The sequence below is a fragment of the Clostridium sp. M62/1 genome, from assembly GCF_020736365.1.
Taxonomy (GTDB): Bacteria; Bacillota; Clostridia; order Lachnospirales; family Lachnospiraceae; genus Otoolea; species Otoolea saccharolyticum_A.
Window position 1 is genome coordinate 2449536 of the sequence record NZ_CP085988.1, and the last position, 23894, is coordinate 2473429.

General features: G+C 45.2%; 26 protein-coding genes and 1 pseudogene. 1 reads left to right on the forward strand and 26 read right to left on the reverse strand.

Annotated features, from left to right (window positions below; genetic code table 11):
• Position 1 precedes the first annotated feature (1 nt).
• The 21 genes and pseudogenes from LK436_RS11450 to LK436_RS11545 form a co-directional block, all read right to left on the reverse strand.
• Entirely contained in the window at positions 2 to 316 is a 315-nt protein-coding gene (locus LK436_RS11450) for a PadR family transcriptional regulator (RefSeq protein ID WP_008398515.1), read from the reverse strand.
• 335 nt (positions 317 to 651) lie between these two features.
• The gene (locus LK436_RS11455) at positions 652 to 1362 is read right to left on the reverse strand and encodes a hypothetical protein (RefSeq protein ID WP_008398517.1); all 711 of its coding nucleotides are present in this window, start codon (positions 1360 to 1362) and stop codon (positions 652 to 654) included.
• Positions 1363 to 1816: 454 nt separating this feature from the next.
• A complete protein-coding gene (rpsA, locus tag LK436_RS11460; protein WP_008398521.1) occupies positions 1817 to 2944 on the reverse strand; it encodes a 30S ribosomal protein S1 in 1128 nt (375 codons plus the stop codon).
• Positions 2925 to 3980: a 4-hydroxy-3-methylbut-2-enyl diphosphate reductase gene (ispH, locus tag LK436_RS11465; protein WP_008398523.1), complete on the reverse strand. Its 1056-nt coding sequence runs from the start codon at positions 3978 to 3980 to the stop codon at positions 2925 to 2927. The genes rpsA and ispH overlap by 20 nt, the downstream gene beginning before the upstream one ends.
• Before the next feature lie 66 nt (positions 3981 to 4046).
• Positions 4047 to 4733 carry a (d)CMP kinase gene (cmk, locus tag LK436_RS11470; RefSeq protein ID WP_008398524.1) on the reverse strand — a complete coding sequence of 229 codons (687 nt, stop codon included), beginning with the start codon at positions 4731 to 4733 and terminating at the stop codon, positions 4047 to 4049.
• Between the two features lie 210 nt (positions 4734 to 4943).
• Positions 4944 to 5354, reverse strand: a complete 411-nt coding sequence (locus tag LK436_RS11475) for an SHOCT domain-containing protein (RefSeq protein WP_008398525.1) — start codon at positions 5352 to 5354, stop codon at positions 4944 to 4946.
• A gap of 110 nt (positions 5355 to 5464) precedes the next feature.
• Positions 5465 to 7549, reverse strand: coding sequence for a M13 family metallopeptidase (locus LK436_RS11480; protein ID WP_008398527.1), 2085 nt, complete (start codon positions 7547 to 7549; stop codon positions 5465 to 5467).
• Between the two features lie 232 nt (positions 7550 to 7781).
• Positions 7782 to 8063, reverse strand: a complete 282-nt coding sequence (locus LK436_RS11485; RefSeq protein WP_227910043.1) for a hypothetical protein — start codon at positions 8061 to 8063, stop codon at positions 7782 to 7784.
• Between the two features lie 296 nt (positions 8064 to 8359).
• Complete coding sequence (locus LK436_RS18555) at positions 8360 to 8863, reverse strand: sensor histidine kinase (RefSeq protein ID WP_008398531.1); 504 nt, start codon at positions 8861 to 8863, stop codon at positions 8360 to 8362.
• 26 nt (positions 8864 to 8889) lie between these two features.
• Complete coding sequence (locus LK436_RS18560; RefSeq protein WP_008398533.1) at positions 8890 to 9441, reverse strand: histidine kinase dimerization/phospho-acceptor domain-containing protein; 552 nt, start codon at positions 9439 to 9441, stop codon at positions 8890 to 8892.
• Positions 9438 to 10109, reverse strand: a complete 672-nt coding sequence (locus tag LK436_RS11495) for a response regulator transcription factor (RefSeq protein WP_044931554.1) — start codon at positions 10107 to 10109, stop codon at positions 9438 to 9440. Before LK436_RS11495 ends, LK436_RS18560 begins: the two co-directional genes overlap by 4 nt.
• A complete protein-coding gene (locus tag LK436_RS11500; RefSeq protein WP_044931557.1) occupies positions 10084 to 10284 on the reverse strand; it encodes a hypothetical protein in 201 nt (66 codons plus the stop codon). Before LK436_RS11500 ends, LK436_RS11495 begins: the two co-directional genes overlap by 26 nt.
• A 527-nt stretch (positions 10285 to 10811) precedes the next feature.
• Complete coding sequence (locus LK436_RS11505; protein ID WP_008398541.1) at positions 10812 to 11066, reverse strand: hypothetical protein; 255 nt, start codon at positions 11064 to 11066, stop codon at positions 10812 to 10814.
• A 54-nt stretch (positions 11067 to 11120) separates the two neighbouring features.
• Positions 11121 to 11270, reverse strand: coding sequence for a hypothetical protein (locus LK436_RS11510; protein ID WP_156796989.1), 150 nt, complete (start codon positions 11268 to 11270; stop codon positions 11121 to 11123).
• A gap of 19 nt (positions 11271 to 11289) precedes the next feature.
• Entirely contained in the window at positions 11290 to 11589 is a 300-nt protein-coding gene (locus tag LK436_RS11515) for a hypothetical protein (RefSeq protein ID WP_008398545.1), read from the reverse strand.
• A 42-nt stretch (positions 11590 to 11631) separates the two neighbouring features.
• Positions 11632 to 12003, reverse strand: coding sequence for a hypothetical protein (locus LK436_RS11520; protein WP_044931560.1), 372 nt, complete (start codon positions 12001 to 12003; stop codon positions 11632 to 11634).
• 15 nt (positions 12004 to 12018) lie between these two features.
• Positions 12019 to 12282, reverse strand: a complete 264-nt coding sequence (locus LK436_RS11525) for a hypothetical protein (RefSeq protein WP_227910044.1) — start codon at positions 12280 to 12282, stop codon at positions 12019 to 12021.
• Between the two features lie 60 nt (positions 12283 to 12342).
• Positions 12343 to 12735, reverse strand: a complete 393-nt coding sequence (locus LK436_RS11530) for a hypothetical protein (RefSeq protein WP_227910231.1) — start codon at positions 12733 to 12735, stop codon at positions 12343 to 12345.
• The gene (locus tag LK436_RS11535) at positions 12686 to 13555 is read right to left on the reverse strand and encodes a DUF5301 domain-containing protein (protein ID WP_044931563.1); all 870 of its coding nucleotides are present in this window, start codon (positions 13553 to 13555) and stop codon (positions 12686 to 12688) included. The genes LK436_RS11530 and LK436_RS11535 overlap by 50 nt, the downstream gene beginning before the upstream one ends.
• 465 nt (positions 13556 to 14020) lie before the next feature.
• On the reverse strand, positions 14021 to 15217 hold the full coding sequence (locus tag LK436_RS11540) for an IS256 family transposase (RefSeq protein WP_008399502.1): 1197 nt from the start codon (positions 15215 to 15217) through the stop codon (positions 14021 to 14023).
• Positions 15218 to 15608: 391 nt separating this feature from the next.
• Positions 15609 to 16046, reverse strand: a pseudogene (locus LK436_RS11545) (PDDEXK nuclease domain-containing protein); the annotation flags it as partial.
• A gap of 216 nt (positions 16047 to 16262) precedes the next feature.
• On the opposite strand from LK436_RS11545, the gene LK436_RS11550 reads away from it, so the two are divergent.
• On the forward strand, positions 16263 to 17459 hold the full coding sequence (locus LK436_RS11550; protein ID WP_008399502.1) for an IS256 family transposase: 1197 nt from the start codon (positions 16263 to 16265) through the stop codon (positions 17457 to 17459).
• 228 nt (positions 17460 to 17687) lie between these two features.
• Here the strand turns inward: LK436_RS11550 and LK436_RS11555 are convergent, their stop codons facing one another.
• The 5 genes from LK436_RS11555 to LK436_RS11575 all read right to left on the reverse strand — a co-directional run bounded on the left by LK436_RS11555 (position 17688) and on the right by LK436_RS11575 (position 23797).
• Positions 17688 to 17966, reverse strand: coding sequence for a hypothetical protein (locus tag LK436_RS11555; RefSeq protein ID WP_147594777.1), 279 nt, complete (start codon positions 17964 to 17966; stop codon positions 17688 to 17690).
• Between the two features lie 544 nt (positions 17967 to 18510).
• Entirely contained in the window at positions 18511 to 19539 is a 1029-nt protein-coding gene (locus LK436_RS11560) for a PDDEXK nuclease domain-containing protein (protein ID WP_008395858.1), read from the reverse strand.
• 106 nt (positions 19540 to 19645) lie between these two features.
• The gene (locus LK436_RS11565) at positions 19646 to 20680 is read right to left on the reverse strand and encodes a hypothetical protein (RefSeq protein ID WP_147594778.1); all 1035 of its coding nucleotides are present in this window, start codon (positions 20678 to 20680) and stop codon (positions 19646 to 19648) included.
• 14 nt (positions 20681 to 20694) lie between these two features.
• The gene (locus LK436_RS11570; RefSeq protein WP_008395862.1) at positions 20695 to 21507 is read right to left on the reverse strand and encodes an RES family NAD+ phosphorylase; all 813 of its coding nucleotides are present in this window, start codon (positions 21505 to 21507) and stop codon (positions 20695 to 20697) included.
• Between the two features lie 124 nt (positions 21508 to 21631).
• Positions 21632 to 23797: a hypothetical protein gene (locus LK436_RS11575; RefSeq protein ID WP_044930649.1), complete on the reverse strand. Its 2166-nt coding sequence runs from the start codon at positions 23795 to 23797 to the stop codon at positions 21632 to 21634.
• Between the last annotated feature and the right edge of the window lie 97 nt (positions 23798 to 23894).

Here is a 23894-nt window from a genome sequence, read left to right on the forward strand (position 1 = left end):
TCTATGCCTCCATCAGAATTTCCGAAATCCTCCCGGAATACACGCTCCACTCTCCTCTGTACAGATTCAGCTGCGCCCTTCCGGACTCCGTAATCCTGTAGTATCTCCTGTTTCTTCCATCTATCGCCATATCATACACTTCCAGGCAGTCCTCTTTCTGGAGCCTGCGCAGAACCGGGTAAAGTGTGGACTCTGATATGTCAATCGCCCTCCTGACGTCCTGTGTAATTTTATAGCCATAGGTTCCTCCCGGTTCTCTGGACACAACCGCCAGCACCACTGCGTCAAGAAGAGCCGCGCCTGTATTAAATACCATTCATCATCACCATCCCTTCTGCCTGCCCCTGAAATCCCTCCCTAATCTAAAACGGTTCAGGAGCAGAAAACACTTCATTTTCTGCTTTTCTATCCGGTATCCTTATGGGCAGTTCCTATTACAGAACAGCATATATTATATGCTGTATAGTATATCAATATTATACGGCATATAATATTATATGTCAATCAGATATAATCACTCAGAATAATCCTTCAAAACAGAACCGGCGCTGGGGCTCTAAGGCCACAGCGCCGGTTCTATTCTGTCTGCGCAGTCTGCTTTCCTGTGTTTTCTTCTCTGCTCTCACCTGTATTTTGTCCCAAGCTCTGTCCCTAGTTCAGACTAATCAGGCCGGCCTGCATTTCTGCCTCCTCGGCAGGACCCGACGGCTCGTCAAATCCCAGCTGCCCCTTCAAAAAGACGGTAATTTTAGAGGCCCTCTCTGTCTGGCCATCCTGGGACGGTTCAGACCAGACGAGGAAATTCGTCCCCTCCGTCAGGCTGCTTACATAGACCATATTCCTGGTCAGATACGGAACCATGGTGCAGTCAGCGGGAACCTGGTATGTGACGCCTGAAACTGTCTCTACCACTGCGCTCCCGTCCTCATTCATAGTCAGGTTCTTAACCTCCTCCAGCGATGGAACCCGGTAGTCAGCCGGAATCTTTGTCAGGATCACATATGCGGAAAACTGGGGCGGATAGCTCAGAGCCATGGCAGGACTCACATACACATAGGCCATCTCTCCGTCCTGAATATCTTCCGCAGCCACCGGAAGCCCATCCACTGCATTCAGAATCAGAGTTTCATCAGAAAGGTTTAAAATTACATCCTGCTTCTCTGCAGCTCCTGCAGGCTGCCCGTTTAAAAGGAACTTCCCACTTCCCGCTTCTCCTGTTTTCTGCAGTGTTCCATAATATTTAATCGTCTTTGAAACCTGCTGTCTCTGCTCTGTCCCTGAATCCTCCGCCGCAAATGCGTTCACGGAACCGGCCGCTGCCAGAACCGCCGCACAAAACAGTGCAAAAATTTTTTTCTTCATAGCATTCCTCTCCTTTTACTGTTATTTCCTGCTCTCAGTTTTCACCTTTATCTCTATGGTTTATCCCCGGCTCTTTTCTATCTTTTTCCCTTCAAACAACCGGGTCTCCTCTGTTTTTTATCTCTCTCCGTTTCTTATTATAAAATATACCATATTTTTTTTAAAGCTGTTTTTCTTTTTGTTTACAGATTTCTGAATTCCTGCTTTTCAGCAGGCATTCCTGTCCCGCAGAGCTTTTTTACAGAAATCCAGACATATTTTCTGTAAAAAAGAATCCTGCTTCGCGGAATTCTCCGTCTGGGTCGGGCCGCAAAAGCGACAGTTTCGTTTCCGCCGCAGTGCGATCCCCGCGGAGCGTTTTTATGCAGCAAGGACCAAAGCTTCCTGGTACATAAAAAGGCTGTGCGAAACTCTCATTCCGCACAGCCTTCTGCTGCTTTTCTCTGTATTTGATTTAGTTCTCCTCAGCTGCAACAGCCTCGATATCAACATCGGCAACGTCCTCATTTGCCGGAGCTGCGTTCTCAAGAGCCTTGATGCTTAAGCTGATCTTTCTGTCTGCCTCGTTAAAGTCAACAACCTTAGCCTTGATTACCTGTCCTACGCTTAATACGTCGGATGGCTTCTCAACATGCTCTCTGGAGATCTGGGATACGTGAAGCAGAGCGTCTACTCCCGGCTCTAACTCAACAAACGCACCGAAATCTGTCATACGGGCAACCTTTCCCTCTACAACGCTTCCTACTGCATACTTCTCAGCAGCGTTAGCCCACGGATTGGTCTCCGGGAACTTGAGGCTCAGGGCAATCTTCTCACCGTTGATGTCCTTGATCAGAGCCTTTACTGTCTCGCCTACCTTGAATACCTTCTTCGGGTTTTCAACGCGTCCCCAGGACATCTCGGAAATGTGAAGGAGTCCGTCTGCGCCGCCCAGATCGATGAATGCACCGAAATCTGTCACGTTCTTGACAACGCCCTCTACTGTCTGGCCAACTTCGATTCTCTCGAAGAGCTCTTTCTGCATCGCAGCCTTCTTCTCCATGAGAAGCTGTCTGCGGTCACCGATAATTCTGCTTCTTCTGCCGCTTGGATTGAACTCTGTAATAACGAACTCAATCTCCTGTCCGGCATACTTGGATAAGTCTTTATCGTATGTGTCGGAAACCATGCTCGCTGGAATGAACACTCTGGTTCCCTCAACCTCAACAACAAGTCCCTTGTCAACGACCTGTGTTACCTTCTCCTTTAATACTTCCTTGTTCTCAAATGCCTCCTTTAAGCGCTTAACGCCCTTGTCAGCGGCCAGCTTCTTGTAGGATAATGCAGCCATTCCCTCGCCGTCGTTTACTTTGAGAACCTTCGCTTCCATCTCGTCGCCTACCTGAACCTTCTGTGTCAGTACAACAGACGGATCATTGGAGTACTCGTTCTTCGGGATAATGCCTTCAGACTTGCTTCCAGCGATGCTGAGAATGATCTCATCATCATTAACGCTGATAACCTGACCGGTAACTGTCTCTCCTGCACGTAATCGTTTAATTGATGATTCTTCAAACATCTGTTCAAAACTTAATTCTGACATTAGTATGAACCTCCTCGATAATATTATTTGGGGTTGAGGCCCCTGCTGTAATACCTACGCTGCGCACAGAACCTGCCTTTTCAGGTTTTAAATCACTCAGTGTCTGGATATAGTAAGTATTCTTACACTCCCGCCGGCAAATCTCAAACAGCTTCTGGGTATTGGAACTGTTCTTTCCGCCAATGACAATCATGGCGTCAACCTCTGAAGCTATCTGTTTTGCTTCCACCTGTCTTTCCTGTGTTGCATTGCAAATCGTATTTAAAACAAGTATATCATAACGCGTTTTAGAAATTTTTTCAACTATATCTTTAAATTTATTGTAATTAAATGTCGTCTGAGCTACCACGCACAGCCGCTCTCCGTCCCTAAGAGGGAGTCTCTCCAGCTCCTCGGCTGTCTTTATGACTAGAGTATCGTCATTTCCCCAGCCTTTTATTCCCTGAACCTCCGGATGGGACTCGTCGCCTACGATGATCACGCGCCGTCCCTCCTCTCCCTGCTCCTTCACAATCCTGTGAATTTTCTTCACAAAGGGGCAGGTTGCATCCACAACGGTGATTCCATTATGTTCGAGAATCTCATAAATCTCCCTTCCGACGCCGTGGGAACGGATGATGACGACTCCCTTACTGAGAGCGGAAAGCTCCTCCTTTGTGTCAATCACGCGGACGCCTTTTTCCTCCAGATCTCTCACAACCTCCTCGTTGTGGATAATTGGACCATAGGTGTAGATCGGGCCGTTTCCCTTTTCTATCTGCTCGTAGACCTGCTCCACCGCCCGCTTCACGCCAAAGCAGAAGCCGGCCGTTTTCGCCACCCGAACCTCTATAGGGGAAGTCTGGCTTTCGCCTGCTGCCCCGCCTCCATTCAGGCTGTCTTTCATCTCTTCTTTCTCTTCCATCTCTCTTCTCGCATTTCCGGCATTCCTCCTCCCCGGAGGGCTTTCCCTTCCGAAATTCCGAAACGCCTGTATTTTAACGCTGGCCCGCCCAGGACAGTCTGCTGTCTCAATCTGTGCTTTTTCCGATGTCATCAGCTCTCACTTCACTCCGGCAAAAGCAAGAGAGCACTCTTTTTTCGGCTCCTTGTCCTGCCTCTGTCAGCAGCCGCAGCAGCCCCTGGTGCCCGCATCCTCCGCAAGACTTAAAAGCTCGTCCAGAACCTCTTTAAGGGTCATGTTTGAAGAGTCTAAAAGCACCGCATCCTCTGCCTGTCTCAGAGGGGAAACCTCCCTCGTCATATCCCTGTTGTCGCGGTCAATAATATCCTTTTCGATGGCATCCAGGCTGCACTCCTCACCCTTCTCCACAAGCTCCCTGTAGCGTCTCTTTGCTCTCACGCGGCTGGAAGCCGTCAGATAAACCTTGAGATCCGCGTAGGGCAGCACACAGGTTCCTATGTCACGCCCGTCCATGACAACATCCTTTCTGGCCGCCAGCTCCCGCTGAAGCTCCACCAGCTTTTCCCGCACAGTCTTATACCCAGAAATAGCAGAGGCCATATTCCCCACTTCCTCCGTGCGGATCAGCCCTGTGACATTTTCTCCGTTTAGCAGGATCTGCTGCACCCCGTCCCTGTATTCCAGTGAAACAGAAACCTGTCCGCAGGCCTCTGTGACGGCTGCCTCATCCTGAGGGTCTATCCCTGCACGGAGCACAGAGAGCGCCATGGCTCTGTACATAGCTCCTGTATCTACGTAAATATATCCCATTTCCTTTGCAAGAGCCTTCGCCACTGTGCTTTTTCCAGCCCCTGCCGGACCGTCAATCGCTATATTGATCGGCATTTTGATTCCTCCTGATTCCCGGTTTCCGACTGTTCCTGCACTGCCATCCTCCACCGGATATTTATAATACAGGCCTGTTTAAATCAGGCCTGCAGAGCGCTTCTGCTGTCTCTCTTCTCGGGACTGAAACGCTGTCCCGCTGTACATTATATCCGAATTGGGCCGTCTGTGCAATTGCTAATTCGCTTCCCGCTTCTATTTATCCCCGGATCAGAGTTCCCGCAGTATTTCCCTTCTCTTATCCTCGTATTCTTCTTCTGTAATCATCCCGGCTTCATAAAGCTCTCTGGCTGCCTTCAGTCTCAGTTCTATACTGTCTTTCAGCTCTGATACTGAGGTCTTACACTCAGCAGTCTGGCTGCAGTCCTCCGCTTGGCTGCTGCTCCCCTCTGAATTTTGCACTGTATCATCTATCACAATCTCATGAGATGCAACTCCCTTATCCGTAAATGCATTCATTCCGTTCATCACTGTAATGACACCTGCCATAGCCGTCCAGAATATACCAAACAGTCCTGCCGTCGGTATCACGATAAAAATTCCGATCAGGCAAAACACGAGCCCGGCGAAAAAACCAGCCGCCGACTGGGCCTTCCCAGGTCTTACTTTTATCTTTTTCATGTATACCTCCCATTCTTCTGTGCGCTTATTTCTGACGGTCACCGTCTCCTTACTGACTGTTCAATTACACCTGGCCAAAGGAGCTGGCTCTATCTATCTCCGGCAAATATTTACCATATTTCAGGCATTTTCTCCTGATACATCCCGTCTCCCTCCTCAATATCATAGAGATCCCGGAACTCCTGCTGCGCTGAGAGCACCGCATTTACACGTATCTTTGAAGGAGAATGTACGTCCACTGCCATCAGCATGGCTAAATATTCCTCCCGCTCCTTCGAGGCCCAGATGTTTGCATAAGCCTCATAGATCTTTTTCAGATCATAGCCCTCCGACTCTGCTATCTCCGTTATGCAGGAAACTCCTCCAAGGTCAGCTATGTTTTCCGTCACTGTCTGTTCGCCGCTTACGCTCTTTCCGTCCACCTCCATGCCGTCATAGTAGGAAATAACCTCGTCTGCCAGTGCCCGGAATTTCTCCTTATCCTCAGCTGTCCACCAGTCCCGCAGGTTTCCGTTTTCATCAAATTGCGCTCCGCTTGTGTCAAAGGCGTGCGTGATTTCATGACCGATCACGGTTCCAATTCCTCCCAGATTTTCCTCAGCGGAGGCATCTGGATCATAGAACGGTGCCTGCAGGATGCCAGCGAGTATATTTATGCTGTTATTCTGCGAGTCATAGTATGCATTCACAGTCTGGGGAGTATCAGGCCACAAGGACCGATCCGCAGGTTCATCCTTCGTTTCAAAGCTGTAGTCTGATGCAGCCTTTGCAGCCCTCAGATAATTATCTATATAAAGACCTCCATCCTCGGGAGCTTCCAGGATTAATTCATATCTGTCCTGCGGCCAGCTGTCAGGATGTCCGACGCGCACGTCAAGCTCTGCAAGCTTGTTCTTTGCCTCTTTTTTTGTGGCATCACTCATCCAGTCAAGCGCATCGATGCGCCTGTTAAAGGTTTCGATGACCTGTTCAATTATCCTGCCCACATCCTCTGTGGTCTCCTCAGAATAGTAGTTCTCGCAGTATATCCTTCCGCACTCAAATCCCAGCAGTCCCTGAATATCTGTGATAAGCATCTCCTCAAACGGACGGCTCTCCTCCATGCCGGAGGCTGCCAGATCATACTCTGCAGCAGCATTCCAGCTGTCCATATCCATATAAGAGCAGAGATCCTTTTGGGCACAGAGTTTGACGTATTCCTTCAGCAGAGGAAGATTATCCTCTGTGAGAAGGGAGCCCATCAGCTTCGTCTTCTCAAGCTCCGACACAATTACCCTGTCATCTCCATTGACTCCGTATATCTCCTCTATCATTTCCGCGGAAATATTGCCCGAGAAGAGGTTCTCAAGCTCCGACACCGTGCAGACATTATAAGTCTTTTCAGGATCATAGAGCTCTGACTGTGCGAGAGCCTTTTTGGCAAGAGTTTTCATAAGTTCGGCTGTGTTTTTTGAGACCTCTCCTGACTCCTCCTCGGAATATCCTTCGATCACACAGAGTTTTTCCAGCAGCTTTTCAAAGGCGGAAGCCATTTTTTGGTTGGATTCATCGTCGGAAAACCAGATTTCCTTATTAAGCCCGCAGTCTCCCGCATCGACGCTGAGGATCTTTGCAGATGAATCCTCAAAATCGGTACCGACGTAGAGCCCGAAAACTGAGTATAAACCATAGTCTCTGTTAAACTGCATGCACGCACGCATAAGTTCATCAACGCTGCCTGCGGCATCCACCTCGTCAAAAAACGCAGAAACTGTTTTTCCAAATCCGCCCTCATTTCGTGCATCCTTATCCATTCCTGTCAGATACATAGCGCGTATATTGCTCTCATCACTGCCCTTTTCAAGGGCAGGCTCCTCAGAGGTCTTCCTTATAATCTCCGTCATGCGCTCATCCACACGGTCCTGCAGAATGCCAAACCAGTTCTTCGCACTCTCATCAGGCTCTATCTCCCAGCTGTCGATGAGTTCTCTGTTGATCGCCTCGTAATAATCATCTTTCTCCGAAGCCTGTACTGCCTGAGCCTCTCCCTCTGACGCCCCATCAGAAGTCCCTGCCTCCGATCCGGCCTGAGCCGTCTGTATTTGCGCAGAGTCCTTATTATCTCCTGTCCCGCAGGCTGTGAGTGTCATTGAAAGTAATAACATCACTGTGAGCAATACCCTCTCTGTCTTTCTGCCGCTGAAATGTTTTCTCATAAAATCCCTTCGCCTCCTGTAACACGATTTTCGCTTCATATTAAAATATGTGCATGGCTCATCCTGGATTTCTGCAGGCGTTCGGGACCTGTGATTCTTAAAACAGGACTTTCAGTATCCCTCAAATTTTTCATCGCCTGTTGTATTTCCAGGTTTTTGCTGCCTCCATCTGATATACTGATAATTGAGACAGCTGATTTCTCCTTTTTCTTTTATTATAATCATTCCGTCCTCAGACTACAACTGAGAACTTCAAAAACAGAGGAGCCATCTGCGAATATCCTGCCGAACCCTGCAGCGGATTTATCTCTGCTTCCTTTTTTCTGGTCACCCAGCGGTACAGAAAATACGGAAGAATCCAGCCGGCAAATCCAGGCACGGCCAACAGAATTGTCAGCCAGAGGACAGGCGGTTCTGCAGTCACGGCAAATACAGAGCCTGCCATAAATACCGTTCCCACTATCCCCACAAGCAGAGAAATCATAAGCGCCGCCGCTGTTTTGGAGCGGTTCAATTCTTCGATCTCCTTAATGCAGCTGTCAAAATTTCGCTGCAGCCTGGTAAGCTCAACTTTATTAGAAATACTTCGTTTCCGGCGAAAATACAGGGTTTTTCTGTCCCCATTTTCTGCCCTGGTTCCTTTTAAAGGGGCTGATGGGCTGTCCCCTGGCGCTGTCCTCCTATTTGGATCCGGCTCCCACCCGAAACACGGATAACTGTCCATATATAAAGAAATATATTTTTTCGAGACTGTAATCTCCCGATACTCAAACCCCATATATCCTGAGTCATTCTTCTTTGCTTCTCCAGTCATGAATGCACTTTATCCTCCCTAATCTCTTTCACAGGAATCTGTACAGTAAATGAAGTTCCTTTCCCTTCTTCACTCTCAACCTCAATGGCGGCTCCCATCATTTGAAGGACCCGCAGCGCCAGGGCAAGGCCAAGGCCATTCCCTTCTGTGGCATGGGAGGTATCTCCCTGATAAAATTTTTCAAAGATGTGCTTTTTCGTTTCTTTTGAGATTCCGCAGCCTGTGTCCGATACCTTTACCGTAACACCGTCTAAATCCGATGTCTGTCTTAGCAGGACGCTGCCGCCCGGCTCCGTAAATTTAAACGCGTTGGAGAGCAGATTGTTCCAGACTAATTCCATGAGGCTTTCGTCCGCATAAATCACCGCCCTGTCCTCCAGGTCCGCTTCAAAATCAATTTCTTTTTCTTCCCATATGGTCTCGAATCCCAAAGCACAGTCACATAACTGGCGGCACAGATCATAGGCCTCGTACTTCGGCGTAATCTGCTGGCTCTCCAATTTATTTAACCGCAGAATATTGGTGATCAGGCGGACAGACGGTAGGTACTGCTCAAAATGGCAGCGGTATAATTTTCCTGCTCCTCCTTTGTCAAATTGGGCTTTCCCAGAAGCTGGGCGTAGTTCTGAATCGCTGCAATGAGTGTTTTTATCTCATGGGACACATTGGCAATAAAATCAGTCCGCATGGTTTCAATGCTTCCCAGCTCTGCCACCATTTTATTAAAATCCAGAAACATCAGATCCAGATAGTCATGCCTGTTGGTGGTATGGAGAGGCGGAATATAGACAGAAAAGTCCCCGTGGGCGAATTTGTCAGCAGCCTTCGCCAGCTCCTTCATAGGCTGATCATACGTTTTTATGATTTTATTCCGTGTAAATACAGTCAGCCCTACAGCCACGAGAGTCCAGTAAACCACGGGAATCATGATTTGAATAAGCGTATTCCATTGACACTCATTGACCAGAGTTACCAGTCCGATATGGATTCCTGACATCAGCAGCAGGGTGCCCAGATAAGCGGCAAACAGTGACGGCGGAAACCGATTTTCCAACCGTTTCTTTTCTCGTCTTGTCATTTTAACACCGCCTTGTATCCCAGACCTCTGACCGTCTTGATCTCAAAATCATGGCAGGCTGAGAATTTATCGCGCAGTTTCGTAATATAGACATCCACCGCCCTCAGCCCTGTATCGCTCTCCACTCCCCAGAATTCATCCATAAGCTGAGAGCGGGAAAATGTATGGTTCGGATAGGACAGCAGTTTATGCAGAATATTGAACTCCCGTGTTGTCACCGGAATCTCATCTCCACCGACGATAATAGTCCGGGCATCGGCATCTAAAGCTGTATCACAAATCACAATTTTCCTGCTCTCCTCGATATTGGCAAGGCGGAGCAATGCGCGGACACGCATCAGAAGCTCGCTGAAATCAATGGGTTTAACCATATAGTCGTCAATTCCCAGGTCAAAGCCCTTCTTTTTTGACGGCAAATCATCTCTTGCTGATATAAACAGGATCGGGATCGTCTTATTCAGCCCGCGCACCGTTTCTGCAAACTCAAATCCATCTGTCCCGGGCATCATAATATCAGAAATAATCAGATTATACATCTTGCTGTACATTGCCTCATAAGCTGCCTCAGCGCTGAGACAGCCCTTTGCTTCGTATCCGCTGTCATTTAAGCAGGTACATACACTCTGGGTTAATTTTATATCATCATCCACTACAAGAATTTGAATCACTCGTTTCTTCCTCCTCTTTCCTGTTGTTTTCTGCCTCAATACGTCTGATCCGCCAGCGCATGAATACCCCGGCCAGATGAAGTGCACGGCTTACAGAGGCATTGTAATCCTTCCGCATTTTTCTGCTGCCGGCTTTCAGGCTGTGAATCCCCGTCCTGAGCGGATTGTTTCCCATTTATCTCATCCTCCTGCAGCTTTTCCGAAAGTATCATAACATAGGATTGTTTCAGTTTTGTTAAAATTAGGCGGCTTTTTTATTTTATGTGTCAAAATATGACTGCGTGGGACATCGAATCAATTCCTGGACAACAAAGCTTCTGGATTTATGAAATACGGTACCGTCCGCACACGCTTCATTATATGTTCTGTGGTTCTTTTCCGAAATTACCGGCTCCTTATTTCTCATAGGTCACCTTTTCCGGCGGGATATGCAGGTTGTCCAGGATTGCCAAAACAGGTGCGGGAAGTTCCCGTTTATGCGCCAGTGTCATGAAATTGCGGCAGAATCCGCAACTGCAGCCCCATTCGGAAGCTGCGTCGTACCATTCTTTCGTAGCTTTTTCATCATAACGCAAAAATACTTATGGGAATTGCAATGCCATATAGGAATAAATTCAGTTTTCTAATCTTTTCTCTGTTCATACACTCCTACGCCCTTCAAGTCTGATTTCCGGCTTCTTTCCCCCAAAAGTAGATAGAAGGTTATCGCCGCTTTAATTTCCCTGCCATTAGCCGATATGCAATTGTTGTCCCTATTGGAATAATTAACAGGTAACTGATAATATTAAACAGCGTAAAATTGTAAGTATTTGATACCTCACCAAACTCCAGCAAATACCGGCAGACCATTCCGATTGAAGTAAGTACAAACGTCACCATGTAAACCATCCGTTCCCTGTTCGGTCCCCAAATCCCAGCAAAAGCTAAGGCAATCACTCCATAGCTTGCCGCCAGCATATACACCCCCTGAAAGTCCAGTGGAAATGGTTCACTGCGAATCGGAAACACAAATCATCCGGCGAAGATGATATACCCCCATACCAGAATTTTGGGGATCAGAGGGGAAACTTCAAAAAGATACTGAAGTTTCCCACTTTTAGCCCCCAAATAAACAATCGCCATTAAAAGCACAAACACTGCGATGCAGATTGCTGAAAACACCTTATCCACCTCCTGTTTTTTATAGGCAGAAATCCAATTCTAATTTACACGGCAATCTTGTAAGCCATATGCCAAGCAAAATCAGCAGCAATGCTCCTGCAATCAGCAGCAGAGCAAGAGCGTCATGGTTTACCTTAGCAGCAATAAAGACTGACATGGGCCCGTCCGCCCCTCCGATCACCATAGTCTCGCCGACTACAGAAAACTCCCTCTGGCTCTTAACTTTCATCATAATCCCCGCAGCCAAAAGCACCGCTCCGGCAAGACCTGCCATCATTGCCACAATTCTTTTTATCCCTGCTTCCCTCCGTTTTTTCATAAATTTTTATAATCCTTTTTAGCTGATCAGATTGGAATCCGATTAACGGATTGTCTTTTTAGAGGGACTAAGAAACTTATCGTAAATAGTACCGGATAATGTAAGGCAAATAAACACCACGGTCCAAATGATCCAAAGATTATTTGTTGTTGCGCCTCCCGCATCTGTACCATCGGTTTGAAAAATAACTCCGACAACAAATCCGGCAATGTATGAAAAGGCAGTACATATAGGCATTGTTTTTCCTTCAAGGATAAACGATATTGTCACAGCAATTATCCCGATAGCAAACAATATAACAGGCCATTGCTTCATTCCATGAATATCAAAAAATACATATCTGCACAAAACAAAACCAATACAAAGCACACCCAAAGACAGTAAATGAATCACAACATTTTTCTTATTTAACACACAAATCCCTTCTCTTTATCCAACTTCCGATTTATCGTCTTCTAATTCGTCCTTTTTCACTTTTTTCCTGATTATTGCTTTCACAATAAGCGCCGCTAAAATAATCGCGCCTGATACGATGCCAAACAGCAAAATAACCGTGTACCATGGCGCTGATGACACCTCATAAATCTCTGGATGAGTCTTATAGTCCCAGTATGTATAAACGCTTCTTGCTAAAAACACTCCGATAAAAGCCCCGATCAGACAGTTTAAAAATGTATTGAGTTTATTCCACATAAAGTCCCGCTCCTTTAAACAAACATCAGCCCTCAAAGTCATCATCCAGCAGCTGCACCTTCAAGACTTCCTGGATCCCGGCGGGAGATGATTCCCGTACCAGTCCCGTAAAGGTAATCGAAATATTATCCCCTTCTCCAGGTCTTTGGGGCTGATCCTCGTCCCTCGCCACAGATAAGAGGTCTCTTCCATTACGGGAAATGTAAATCTGCCCCTGAAATTAATATCATTGATCTCCATGCCCTGAACCGTTATGGAACTGTCAGAAATGTCAGTAATAGCCGCATAGAACGTCTCTGTCTCATAACTGGCTGCCGCGGCATGTCGCACCGCTATTTTTCCATTCATCATGTACGCCCCGTTTTTACTTTCCCCATCATGGTATTCGTGCAGATAAAAACAATCAATTCTCCTGCGCGTCCGTTTCCTCTGTCCTGGAAATCCCACTTTCATCCAGTAAATCCGCCGGGACAGAACTGATACTTGCCTGCTCTTCCCCGGTTAATCCGTTGTACCACGCAAGCCACCGAAGGGTATCCTCCGACAGTCCGCTTTTATCCCACCATCTTCCTGCAAAATAAACCTGGCTTTCATCCACGTATCGCCGCTTAAATACCATCCATTTTCCGTCAATGCATACTTCCAGGGTTCCTTCCTCCGTCCCCCACTGATATCCATACCCGGCGCCGAAATTAGACTGATTGTTTTCAGACGGTACTTCCGTCCGCTCCACCGCGGCCGTGATCTCGCCGTCCATGACACCGCAGCGGCCTGTAACCGTGCTTTCCCTTCCGGTATCATAATACATTGCCCCGTCTGCCATAACCATGGGGATCCGGTCATTCAACACTGGTTCCCCAGATTCCAGAAGTTCATCCAGCAGCACGCCAAGGGCAGGGGCAGGCTCATAGATTCCCTGATAAGGCTGTTCTACATAATCCGTACTGTCCTTCTCGTAATAAAAAAGCGTGTAAACATGGTCTTCTGTATCTTTGAAATGAATGGAGGTATATTCATCCTCCTGTGGGACATCCTGCACGGACTGCTGACCCGTGGGTTCCATATCCGCCAGAATGAAAAGCAGTTCACCGATTTGTTCTTTATTTCCACAGTCTGTCGTCTTCCCGTCCCGTTCAATGGAAACGGTCTGCACACTTTCCTCTGGCGGCAGCACGGCAGGCTCCGATGCGGGAGATGGACTGCAGGCTGACATTACTGCCGCGTAAACCATCCATATCATTCCGATGAATCCCTTTTTTAATCCATGGCCCATAATGCTCACCCCCGGTAATGCAATCTTCAACATTTGGTTTCTTTAATAAAACTATATCATATTCCGGCGCTCCGTGTATTACTTATGCCTTACATTTTATTAAAATCTCCGATAGCATGGCGATATCCCAAGATACGGTACTTAAACTTCCAGTATCCCGTCATCCTGCGTTTGCTTTTTGGAACCCTTTGGCAGCTTTCCGATCCGAGCATACGGAAGTTCCTCGAAGCAGCTGTGGACTGGATAAAACCGATAAGGGATGCGGAGCCCGACAGCTCCGTATCTCTGCTTCAGTACGCAGGTAAATAGACATGGTGTCTTTTTTATCTTTTCTTTTATACCTCTCAAATCCACATTTATATTGAATCAGCAGTTTAATTACTGTCATCTAAATACCCATATAAAAAGCCGATTGTGTCAATAGTTTTTCGCAAAATTAAAATCTTGCCGTTTGGCAGCCGGTAGTCAGCCGGCTATGATATCAGACAGCTGATCCTCTTCTGGATTGAAAAGATGATCCATATTCATGTAACGTCTGGCTCCCCAGCTTGTTGCTGCTACATGACGCAGTCTGGCACATACGAGCATCAAGGCGCTCTGCCCGTCAGGAAAAGCGCCGATCGCTTTTGTACGGCGTTTAATCTCACGGTTGAGACGCTCAATCGCGTTATTGGTCCGGAGCCGGGTCCAATGCTGCGTAGGAAAATCCATATAGGTCAAGGTTTCCTCGATTCCGTCCTCCACCTTTTTGGCAGCTTTGGCAAGCTTCATAGACCGGAGTTTTTCCGATACCTGGAGCGCTTTTTCACGAGCAGCATCCTTGCTCTCCTGTGCATGGATCGCCTTGAGCATAAGCGCTACCGTTTTCATCTTGTTACGGGGCGTAACAGAAAATATATTTCTGTAAAAATGAACTGTACAACGCTGATATCTGGCATCCGGAAAGACTTCTGGAATCGTTTCAAGCATGCCGAGGTTCTTGTCGCCAATGATCAATCGAACACCAGTAAGCCCGCGTTCCTTCAGCCATACGAAGAAAGAACGCCAGCTTTCACGATCTTCCTTCATCCCTTCAGCGGCACCAAGGATCTCCCGGCAGCCATCCTGGCTGACGCCAATGGCAACAAGAACAGAAACATTCTGGATTTCGCCGCCCCAGCTGCGTTTCAGGTAAACGCCATCTACGTAAACATAAGGATAGCTTCCAGAAAGCGGACGGGTACGCCAGGTTTCGATATGTTCATAAGCCTTTTTGTTCAGGTTACTGATGGTTCCAGGAGATACTTTTGTTCCCCATAAAGCCTCGGTGATATCCTCAACGCGGCGTACAGAAACACCGGCCAGATACATCTCAATCAGAGCTTCTTCCACGGAAGATTCTCTGCGGCGATATCTTTCAATAATGGCCGTCTCGAAAGGAATGCCCTTGAGTTTTGGAACTTTCAGCTCCACTTCGCCTGCAGCTGTATGGAGATTCCGTTTATAATGGCCGGAACGATATCCCTGGCGATCAGAAGAACGCTCATACTTTTCAGCGTTAACTAATTCGTCGGCTTCCTTATCAAGCAGGGCATTTAAAGTCTCCTCAACACTGCTGCGGACAAGATCCTTTAAATCGTGCTTTATTAAATCCTCATTTAGCTGTATAATCTTATCAGACATGGTTTTATAGCCTCCTTTGATAGATTTGGTTGTGGTGACTTAATTTTACCAAACGGCTATAGACCATGTCTATTTTTATGAAATTAATTTTGCGAAATTAATTATACGTCATCAAAAAGCCGACTAATTCCACAAAAGTCTCCGTGGAACAAGCCGGCATCCATCCAAAAATATGTTTCAGAATTAAATGTCAATCAACGCTCCTTTTTTTCGACATTTATATCGGAATCATATTATCCCTGTTTTGGTGCTGTTTTTTACATTAAGAAACAAATTATAGCTTTCCAATTTGCCAGTTTATTTTTTTTACATTTATATCCGAAATATAGGAAACTGGTAAAGGTAAATTTTTTACATTTATCCGAATTATAGAGTCATAGGCTATTTTCGCTTAGCTTTGCTTGTTTTCTGCTTTATTCTGGATAACATCATCTAATACATGATATTCCCGCTGCAGTTCTTCCTCTGATGGCAGGTAAAGTTTATATTTGGAAGTAAAAATCTGGCGATTATCCTCTGGCAGTGTAAAGCGCACTATTGATTCACTTTTATCTGCGCAAAGGACAATTCCAATAGGAAGATTATCACCCTCATTCATCATCTCTCTCGATAATAATTTACATACGTCTGCCAAATCCTGCTGCGTCAATTTTCCAGTTTTAAGGTCAATCAAGACAAAGCATTTTAAAATGTAATTGTAAAATACAAATTCAATGAAGAAGTGCTCCCCATCAAATGTAAATCGCTTTTGCCTGGACACAAAGGAAAAACCTCTTCCCAATTCCAAAAGGAATTTCTGCAAATGATCAATAAGCGCCTGTTCTAATTCGCTTTCATAGGAACTGGCATTCTATTCCAGGCCCAGGAATTCCAGAACATAAGGGTCACGGATAATATCTTCCGGCTTTTTACCAGATTCCAGCTTTTGGATTGATGACGTATAACTAATTTCGCAAAATTAATTTCATAAAAATAGACATGGTCTATAGCCGTTTGGTAAAATTAAGTCACCACAACCAAATCTATCAAAGGAGGCTATAAAACCATGTCTGATAAGATTATACAGCTAAATGAGGATTTAATAAAGCACGATTTAAAGGATCTTGTCCGCAGCAGTGTTGAGGAGACTTTAAATGCCCTGCTTGATAAGGAAGCCGACGAATTAGTTAACGCTGAAAAGTATGAGCGTTCTTCTGATCGCCAGGGATATCGTTCCGGCCATTATAAACGGAATCTCCATACAGCTGCAGGCGAAGTGGAGCTGAAAGTTCCAAAACTCAAGGGCATTCCTTTCGAGACGGCCATTATTGAAAGATATCGCCGCAGAGAATCTTCCGTGGAAGAAGCTCTGATTGAGATGTATCTGGCCGGTGTTTCTGTACGCCGCGTTGAGGATATCACCGAGGCTTTATGGGGAACAAAAGTATCTCCTGGAACCATCAGTAACCTGAACAAAAAGGCTTATGAACATATCGAAACCTGGCGTACCCGTCCGCTTTCTGGAAGCTATCCTTATGTTTACGTAGATGGCGTTTACCTGAAACGCAGCTGGGGCGGCGAAATCCAGAATGTTTCTGTTCTTGTTGCCATTGGCGTCAGCCAGGATGGCTGCCGGGAGATCCTTGGTGCCGCTGAAGGGATGAAGGAAGATCGTGAAAGCTGGCGTTCTTTCTTCGTATGGCTGAAGGAACGCGGGCTTACTGGTGTTCGATTGATCATTGGCGACAAGAACCTCGGCATGCTTGAAACGATTCCAGAAGTCTTTCCGGATGCCAGATATCAGCGTTGTACAGTTCATTTTTACAGAAATATATTTTCTGTTACGCCCCGTAACAAGATGAAAACGGTAGCGCTTATGCTCAAGGCGATCCATGCACAGGAGAGCAAGGATGCTGCTCGTGAAAAAGCGCTCCAGGTATCGGAAAAACTCCGGTCTATGAAGCTTGCCAAAGCTGCCAAAAAGGTGGAGGACGGAATCGAGGAAACCTTGACCTATATGGATTTTCCTACGCAGCATTGGACCCGGCTCCGGACCAATAACGCGATTGAGCGTCTCAACCGTGAGATTAAACGCCGTACAAAAGCGATCGGCGCTTTTCCTGACGGGCAGAGCGCCTTGATGCTCGTATGTGCCAGACTGCGTCATGTAGCAGCAACAAGCTGGGGAGCCAGACGTTACATGAATATGGATCATCTTTTCAATCCAGAAGAGGATCAGCTGTCTGATATCATAGCCGGCTGACTACCGGCTGCCAAACGGCAAGATTTTAATTTTGCGAAAAACTATTGACACAATCTTTGGATTTCTGCTGCTACCCCTTTCTTATCCTGGCTGGACAGCAGACGTTATAAGCAAGCGATAATGTGTCCAACTCAATTCATCACGCAGTGCGTGATAATTTGGAAAGGTCAAATAAATATAGCCCATTATATCCCTATATAACCAGCTACATCAAGGAATGTGTTTCCATTACTCCGTTTTTTCTTCATTTAAGCTTTTACCACAGTATTTACAATAATGCAATCCTGGCATATCATGACCACAATAAGGGCATCTCCAGTTTTTAACAACATAGATAAGCCAAAAAAGTAAACTAATAGCAACACATACAACTATAATAAATCCTAAAAGAAAATTAATAGTAAAAATCCATACGCCAATGCCACATATCACAAACATAATAAGCAGCCATGCATATATTATCTTTACCTGCGTGCTCATTGCTACTTGTTTTTTCGGATGTTTCATAATCCCCCGTCTTTAGGTGATTTTCGCATATCTCTGAACTTCTTTCTGCTTCTGGGTATACCGTCTGTTCCTGTTTCTCTTATAACTGACAGTTCCCGTTCCTTGCGGTAATTCACCAGATCCGGTATCTTTTCCCGACCATAGTCCTATATAAAACATCTCAGCCTGCACATACGGTCAGAACCAGACTCTCATAATTTCTTTACAAATGTACATTTTCCTCCGGGAATCCTTATTTTATAAGGCCTTCAAAAATCAGTAGTTCCAATATAAATGTAAAAAAATTCAGCTTTCCGACTCGCATCATTCCCTTTAAATGTCTTAAATTCCCTTATAAATGTCAATCAACATCCTGTTTTTTGACATTTATATCAGAATCATATTACCCCTGTTTTAGTACTGTTTTTTACATTAAGAAACGAATTATGGCTTTCCAATTTGTCATTTTGTTTTTTACATTTATATCCGAAATATAGGAAACTGGCAAGGGCAAATTTTTTACATTTATCCGAATTATAGAATCCTGAGCTACTTTCGCTTGGCTTCACTTGTCTCCTGTTTCATTCTGCATAACATCATCCAACACATGATATTCCCGCTGCAGTTCCTGGCGCAGTTCTTCCTCTGACGGCAGGTAAAGCTTATATTTGGAAGTAAAAACCTGATGATTGTCTTCTGGCAGCGTATAACGCACTACCGATTCACTTTTATCCGCACAAAGGACAATCCCAATGGGAAGATTATCCCCCTCATTCATCATCTCTCTCGTATAATAGTTTACATACATCTGCATTTGTCCTAGATCCTGATGCGTCAATTTTCCCGTTTTAAGATCAATCAAGACAAAGCATTTTAAAATGTAATTGTAAAACACGAGGTCAATGAAAAAATGCTCTCCATCGAAGGTAAATCGCTTTTGTCTGGCCACAAAGGAAAAACCTCTTCCCAATTCCAGAAGGAATTTCTGCAAATGATCAATAAGCGCCTGTTCCAATTCACTTTCATAGAAACTGGCATTCTGTTCCAGTCCCAGAAACTCCAGGACATAAGGGTCGCGGATAATATCTTCCGGCTTTTTACCCGGCTCCAGCTTATTGATTTCTGCAGCTACCCCTTTTTTATCCTGACTGGACAGCAGGCGTTCATAGAAAAAGCTGTTGATCTGACGCTCCAGCTGCCTTGTACTCCAAGCTGATTTTACACATTCTTCCAGATAAAATTGTCGAGCTTTTTCATTTTCTACTTTTATAAGCAAGCGATAATGTGTCCAACTCAATTCATCACGCAGTGCGTGATAATTTGGAAAGGTCAAATAAAACTGCCTCATATAACTAAGATTGGTTACCGTAAACCCTCTTCCAAAGTCGGCCGTCATCTGTTTCGATAATTCTCTTAATAACTTTGTTCCATATTCTGCCTTTGTTTCACCGCCCTGCTTCTCAATAATACTTTTTCCAATCTCCCAGTACGCCTTGACCATCGCAGAATTGGCTGTATGATATACCCTATTGCGAGCGGTCGCCAGGATTTCTTTGATGTGGTTGTAAAACTCTAAGTCAATCAATTGATTCATAATCCCTCTCCAAGTATAGTTAATGGGGCCTTGTCCAACCTCTGATCTTTAAAGCCCGAATCATATTCGCAATGTCATTCTGCTGTGCATCGACTTTTAGAAATTTTTAATCTATAGTGGCCTTTATACGTTTTTCAAGTCTTTCAGGAATATCTTCTTCAGTTTCCCACATAATAGTATTCTTCTGAGCAATATCAAAATGCAGTTTTGTAGTCGATTTGCAGAGTTGAATGACTGGTTTTCCAAGTCCCATGGCATATCCTTCTTCAAAATATGCCCCATTATTTTGATGGGTAAGATCCACTACTACAAATTTACTGTCCTTAATATATTTTAACAATTCAGGTGTAATAAACTCATTATGTTCAACCTCATCGATCAATACAGCATGATACCCTGCATTTTTTACACCTTTCCTAATAGCTTCTCTTAACACTTTGGTGTCATCGCCAAATTTCATAGCTACTAAAACATCTTTTCCATGAGTATTGTTCTTTTGTAGTATATCAATTCTTGCATAGCATTCAGGTAAAATCTGCAAATTTATTTTGTCACCCGAATCATTCCACCAATTTGTAGATGTCAGACTTTTTATATATGATTGATCCTTAAGGTAGTTTAACATAAAGCCTACTTGATTTTTTAATGCATCATTGCTTCTTTCTATAGGCCTACCAAATTGATCATAATCAAATCTGTCCACAAAAAGAACACTGTAAAGTTCTTCTTTCTTTAATGTAAGACATTCTCCTATATGTTTAATATGATTACCAAAATAAAGAAGGATCCGATCTATCTTTTCAGCAAATGTCTTTGGATACCAATTTTCTACAGTTTCATTATCAAGATATATTGGTAATCCGTGTTCTCTATTTCCCTTGTGAAATTCCTCTTTTACTTTATCAACCCATTCTTTTGATCTGTTTGTATAAAATGCCAGTTCATTTTTATAACCATTATAAACAAGAAATGCTGCCAAATGATTCCTATTAAACGGAATCTCATCAATATTAATGTCCAGAGGCAACTGCAGTTCTATTCTTCCACAGACAGGGCATGTATAGAATGTCGATGGAACCGACATATCTGTATCTTTCAAAGCATTCGAATTACACATAGGACATTTACATTGCTTACTCATTTTATCACCTCGTTTTATTTTAGTTTTTCATATGTTATCTTGTCATCATTTCCCACGATATTATATTGCTCATCAATATAAAATAATCTACTTCCTTCGAATTCATAATCTATATCATCGCACTTCCAAATAGCTATATTGTTTTTATGTGTAAAATATGACATATATTTCACACCGTCTATTGGCAGTTCTTTTAACGCTTTTGCTATAACATGAGATACTTTATAATCTTGTTCTGTATAGTCAGGCATAGTCAAATATAATTCTGCGCCACGAAAAAGCGTCTCCGCATCTAATTCCTCATCCTCATTATATCGTTTGAATTGTTCTATGATGAAATCATCATTTATATTTGTTCTTAGCCATGTTGCAAAATCAAATATTTTAAACTCTTTCTTTTGACTAAATTTTCCTACGGAAATATAACTTCCACTTATAGGTTTCATTTCCGCAATTACAGTTTTCAAATCTTCGGCTATATAAAACACGGATTCTCCAGCATCATTCAAACGCCCAGCTTTACAAATGGCAGCAGGAGCCTTTCCAGATTCTTTTTCATTAAATGCTCCCACTAAATGTCCATTTATCTCTATAATACCTTTTCCTGTATTCACATCTTTCTCAAAGTTCACCGTTCTCGCACGATAATATTCAATATTCTCAGTCTCAAAGACCGGCAACAGCTTAAATAGTTTTTTATATGGATCTAGGAGATTATCAATAGACTTACCTTTAAGTGCGTTAAAAACAAGTCCACGGTTATTCAAAATAGCAAAACGTGACATCCATTTCTTTTTTTGTTGCTCTAAATCCAAATCTATATCCATATTCACAAATCCTCGCTATCCAGTAATATTACTCTGACTGTATTATACTTTATATTTCTCAACAATTACAATGACAATTTGCAAATATATAGAGGCAGCCTCCCTGCTGCCCCTCACACCTTCTCTACCCAAACACCATCTCCATCCCCTTCGCTGCCCCCAAAGGATACGCCTTCACAAACAACTGAAGGCTCTGCCTCGTCATCCCATTCTCTTCCATCCACTCCTGCACGGCCTCCACCTTCTCCGGGTTTTCCGCCGCATACATCAGCAGGTTCAATGCGGTATGTATCTTCTGATTCTCCTGAGTCACTGGGAACTTAGATTTTCTGACCCGGAAAGTCCGATCTGCAATCTTTACCCTGACCGAATCCTCCGACTGCACCATGTTTGTAAATATATATTCCATCTCCGGCTGTTCTTCAATGATCCCTGCATGATAAGCCGCCGACTCGTAAGCATACACGCCCTCCACATTCCCATTTCTCTTGATATATTTTCGGTACGCAATCTCGTCCGCTGTATATTCCTCCAGGGAATAGGTATTCCAGGACAGCTTTCTGAGATACCCGTTTTTTATCAGCCCATTCATGACCGAGTTTAAATTATCTGATTTCATGTCCAGACCCTCTCGAATGTCTTCAATGAAGCAGATTCCTCCGTTGATCTCGCAGGCCCTTTTTACGGCCACGTAAACATTGGAGCGGACGCTGTACTCACTCCGACTTCGGATCGCGGGCGTGCAAAGGATACATCTCTGACCGGCAAGAAAATTAGGCGGATAAAGCTCCGTATCGGTTCCGCAGCGGTGATGCCGAATCTTTACCTTTGTTTTCTCGTTCACATAAGGAACAATCAGGTCATATTCCCCATTTCCCAGGATCCTTATTTTTTCCTCAAATGTATCCCGGTAACGGTTGTCGCTGTTACAGATACGGCAGAAAGGATGGTCCAGGAAACCTTTCAAGTGAATCATAAATTCCCCACCGCACGACAGGCACTGAACCCGGATGAGCTGGCCCTCACCTTTTGCCCCGTTATATTCCAGCAGTCGGAACCTTGTTTTTGTCGGATCGATCCGCCGCTGTATTTCCTCCAAGTCCACGCCGGCCTCGCAGGTGCATGCCCGTCTTCCCCAGATCATGTCGGAAAAATTGATGTTCCTGACACTGCCGCAGGTCTTATGGAGAATTTTGGTCTGCTTTCCAAAGCCCTGGAATGGCTCCAGCATTTCATAATTTCCGTCTCCCAGATGTGACAGATAGCGCTCTGCAATGGCGTCATCCGTCAGGCTCTGGTCACATTCCGGGCAGCCCACGCCGATCTCCGGGCCGTATTTGTGTATGTAGAACTTGTTCCCGCATTTCGGACAGCGCACCTTCAAAATCGGATCAAAATTTTCCAACACCCCATAGGGCTCCAGGAGGGGAAGGCCGGAATCCCGAAATTTAAGAACCGCTTCATAAAATTCCTCATACTCCTCAAACAGAAAAGCCAGCAATGCCAGCATTTCTTCCATTACAATACTGTCCTGCCCCATCAGCTTCCGAATCCGGACGGCAATGTCATCCGACCGAAAGAACGGGGCAAAGCCCGCATCCGCCAGCCCGGATATCAGGCCTCCATAAGGATATTCCGGGCGGAAGCCTTTCTTTACAAGCTGCCTGCGGACGGCTTCCTTGGTCTGAGCAAGGCTGATTCCTGCCGCCGGCTTCCGATACATTTCCTTCACAAAGCGGCTGAGACGTTCCTCAGCCTCCATACCGGCCTTCAGCCTTAACGGCTCTTCCCCGACGATCCTGCCTTCCATTACCCGACACCGAACCAACGGCTTTCCGTTATGGACACGGACCCCCGGCAGCTGATCCTCCACACGAAGGTACCAGCTTCCCTCCCTTGCGTGCAGGTCTATAATCTCTGTCTGACATGCGGGAATACAGGTCTTCCTGTCCGTGCGGGGCCGCAAAATGAACTCCGCCAGTTTTACCTGCTCCCCAAACGTCCGCAGCGGCAGCATGGCGTAATAATCCGTATGGAACCGAAGAAACTCCTCCACGCTTGGGAACTTCCTGTGAAGAGCGTGCAGGCTGCAGAGCCGCTCCAGATTCAGTATATAGTCGTATCGAATCGTTCCCCTGATTTCCGCATCCTCCCTGGGGTTGAAAAACGTCCGGAAAAAGCGTGTTTCCTCGCCTTTATTTCCCTCGATCCGGTTTTCCTGCAGGATGCGCTCATACCATCCGTAGAGCAGTTCATCATCCTGGATTTTTAATACACGCGGCAGCAGCATAGGCTTCCCTCCCATAAATTTTGTTTCCTATATTATGGTCCGTCTGCCTGCAATTACCGCACAAAAAGGGGCCTCCCTCTCAGGAGACCCGGAAGCA

Coding starts and splice junctions, on each gene's coding strand:
- LK436_RS11450 (WP_008398515.1), bottom strand. CDS start 316: ATGGTATTTAATACAGGCGCGGCTCTTCTTGACGCAGTGGTGCTGGCG.
- LK436_RS11455 (WP_008398517.1), bottom strand. CDS start 1,362: ATGAAGAAAAAAATTTTTGCACTGTTTTGTGCGGCGGTTCTGGCAGCG.
- rpsA (WP_008398521.1), bottom strand. CDS start 2,944: ATGTCAGAATTAAGTTTTGAACAGATGTTTGAAGAATCATCAATTAAA.
- ispH (WP_008398523.1), bottom strand. CDS start 3,980: ATGACATCGGAAAAAGCACAGATTGAGACAGCAGACTGTCCTGGGCGG.
- cmk (WP_008398524.1), bottom strand. CDS start 4,733: ATGCCGATCAATATAGCGATTGACGGTCCGGCAGGGGCTGGAAAAAGC.
- LK436_RS11475 (WP_008398525.1), bottom strand. CDS start 5,354: ATGAAAAAGATAAAAGTAAGACCTGGGAAGGCCCAGTCGGCGGCTGGT.
- LK436_RS11480 (WP_008398527.1), bottom strand. CDS start 7,549: ATGAGAAAACATTTCAGCGGCAGAAAGACAGAGAGGGTATTGCTCACA.
- LK436_RS18560 (WP_008398533.1), bottom strand. CDS start 9,441: ATGACAAGACGAGAAAAGAAACGGTTGGAAAATCGGTTTCCGCCGTCA.
- LK436_RS11500 (WP_044931557.1), bottom strand. CDS start 10,284: ATGGGAAACAATCCGCTCAGGACGGGGATTCACAGCCTGAAAGCCGGC.
- LK436_RS11505 (WP_008398541.1), bottom strand. CDS start 11,066: ATGCTGGCGGCAAGCTATGGAGTGATTGCCTTAGCTTTTGCTGGGATT.
- LK436_RS11515 (WP_008398545.1), bottom strand. CDS start 11,589: ATGAAAAAACGGAGGGAAGCAGGGATAAAAAGAATTGTGGCAATGATG.
- LK436_RS11525 (WP_227910044.1), bottom strand. CDS start 12,282: ATGTGGAATAAACTCAATACATTTTTAAACTGTCTGATCGGGGCTTTT.
- LK436_RS11530 (WP_227910231.1), bottom strand. CDS start 12,735: ATGAAAGTGGGATTTCCAGGACAGAGGAAACGGACGCGCAGGAGAATT.
- LK436_RS11535 (WP_044931563.1), bottom strand. CDS start 13,555: ATGGGCCATGGATTAAAAAAGGGATTCATCGGAATGATATGGATGGTT.
- LK436_RS11540 (WP_008399502.1), bottom strand. CDS start 15,217: ATGTCTGATAAGATTATACAGCTAAATGAGGATTTAATAAAGCACGAT.
- LK436_RS11550 (WP_008399502.1), top strand. CDS start 16,263: ATGTCTGATAAGATTATACAGCTAAATGAGGATTTAATAAAGCACGAT.
- LK436_RS11555 (WP_147594777.1), bottom strand. CDS start 17,966: ATGAAACATCCGAAAAAACAAGTAGCAATGAGCACGCAGGTAAAGATA.
- LK436_RS11560 (WP_008395858.1), bottom strand. CDS start 19,539: ATGAATCAATTGATTGACTTAGAGTTTTACAACCACATCAAAGAAATC.
- LK436_RS11565 (WP_147594778.1), bottom strand. CDS start 20,680: ATGAGTAAGCAATGTAAATGTCCTATGTGTAATTCGAATGCTTTGAAA.
- LK436_RS11570 (WP_008395862.1), bottom strand. CDS start 21,507: ATGGATATAGATTTGGATTTAGAGCAACAAAAAAAGAAATGGATGTCA.
- LK436_RS11575 (WP_044930649.1), bottom strand. CDS start 23,797: ATGCTGCTGCCGCGTGTATTAAAAATCCAGGATGATGAACTGCTCTAC.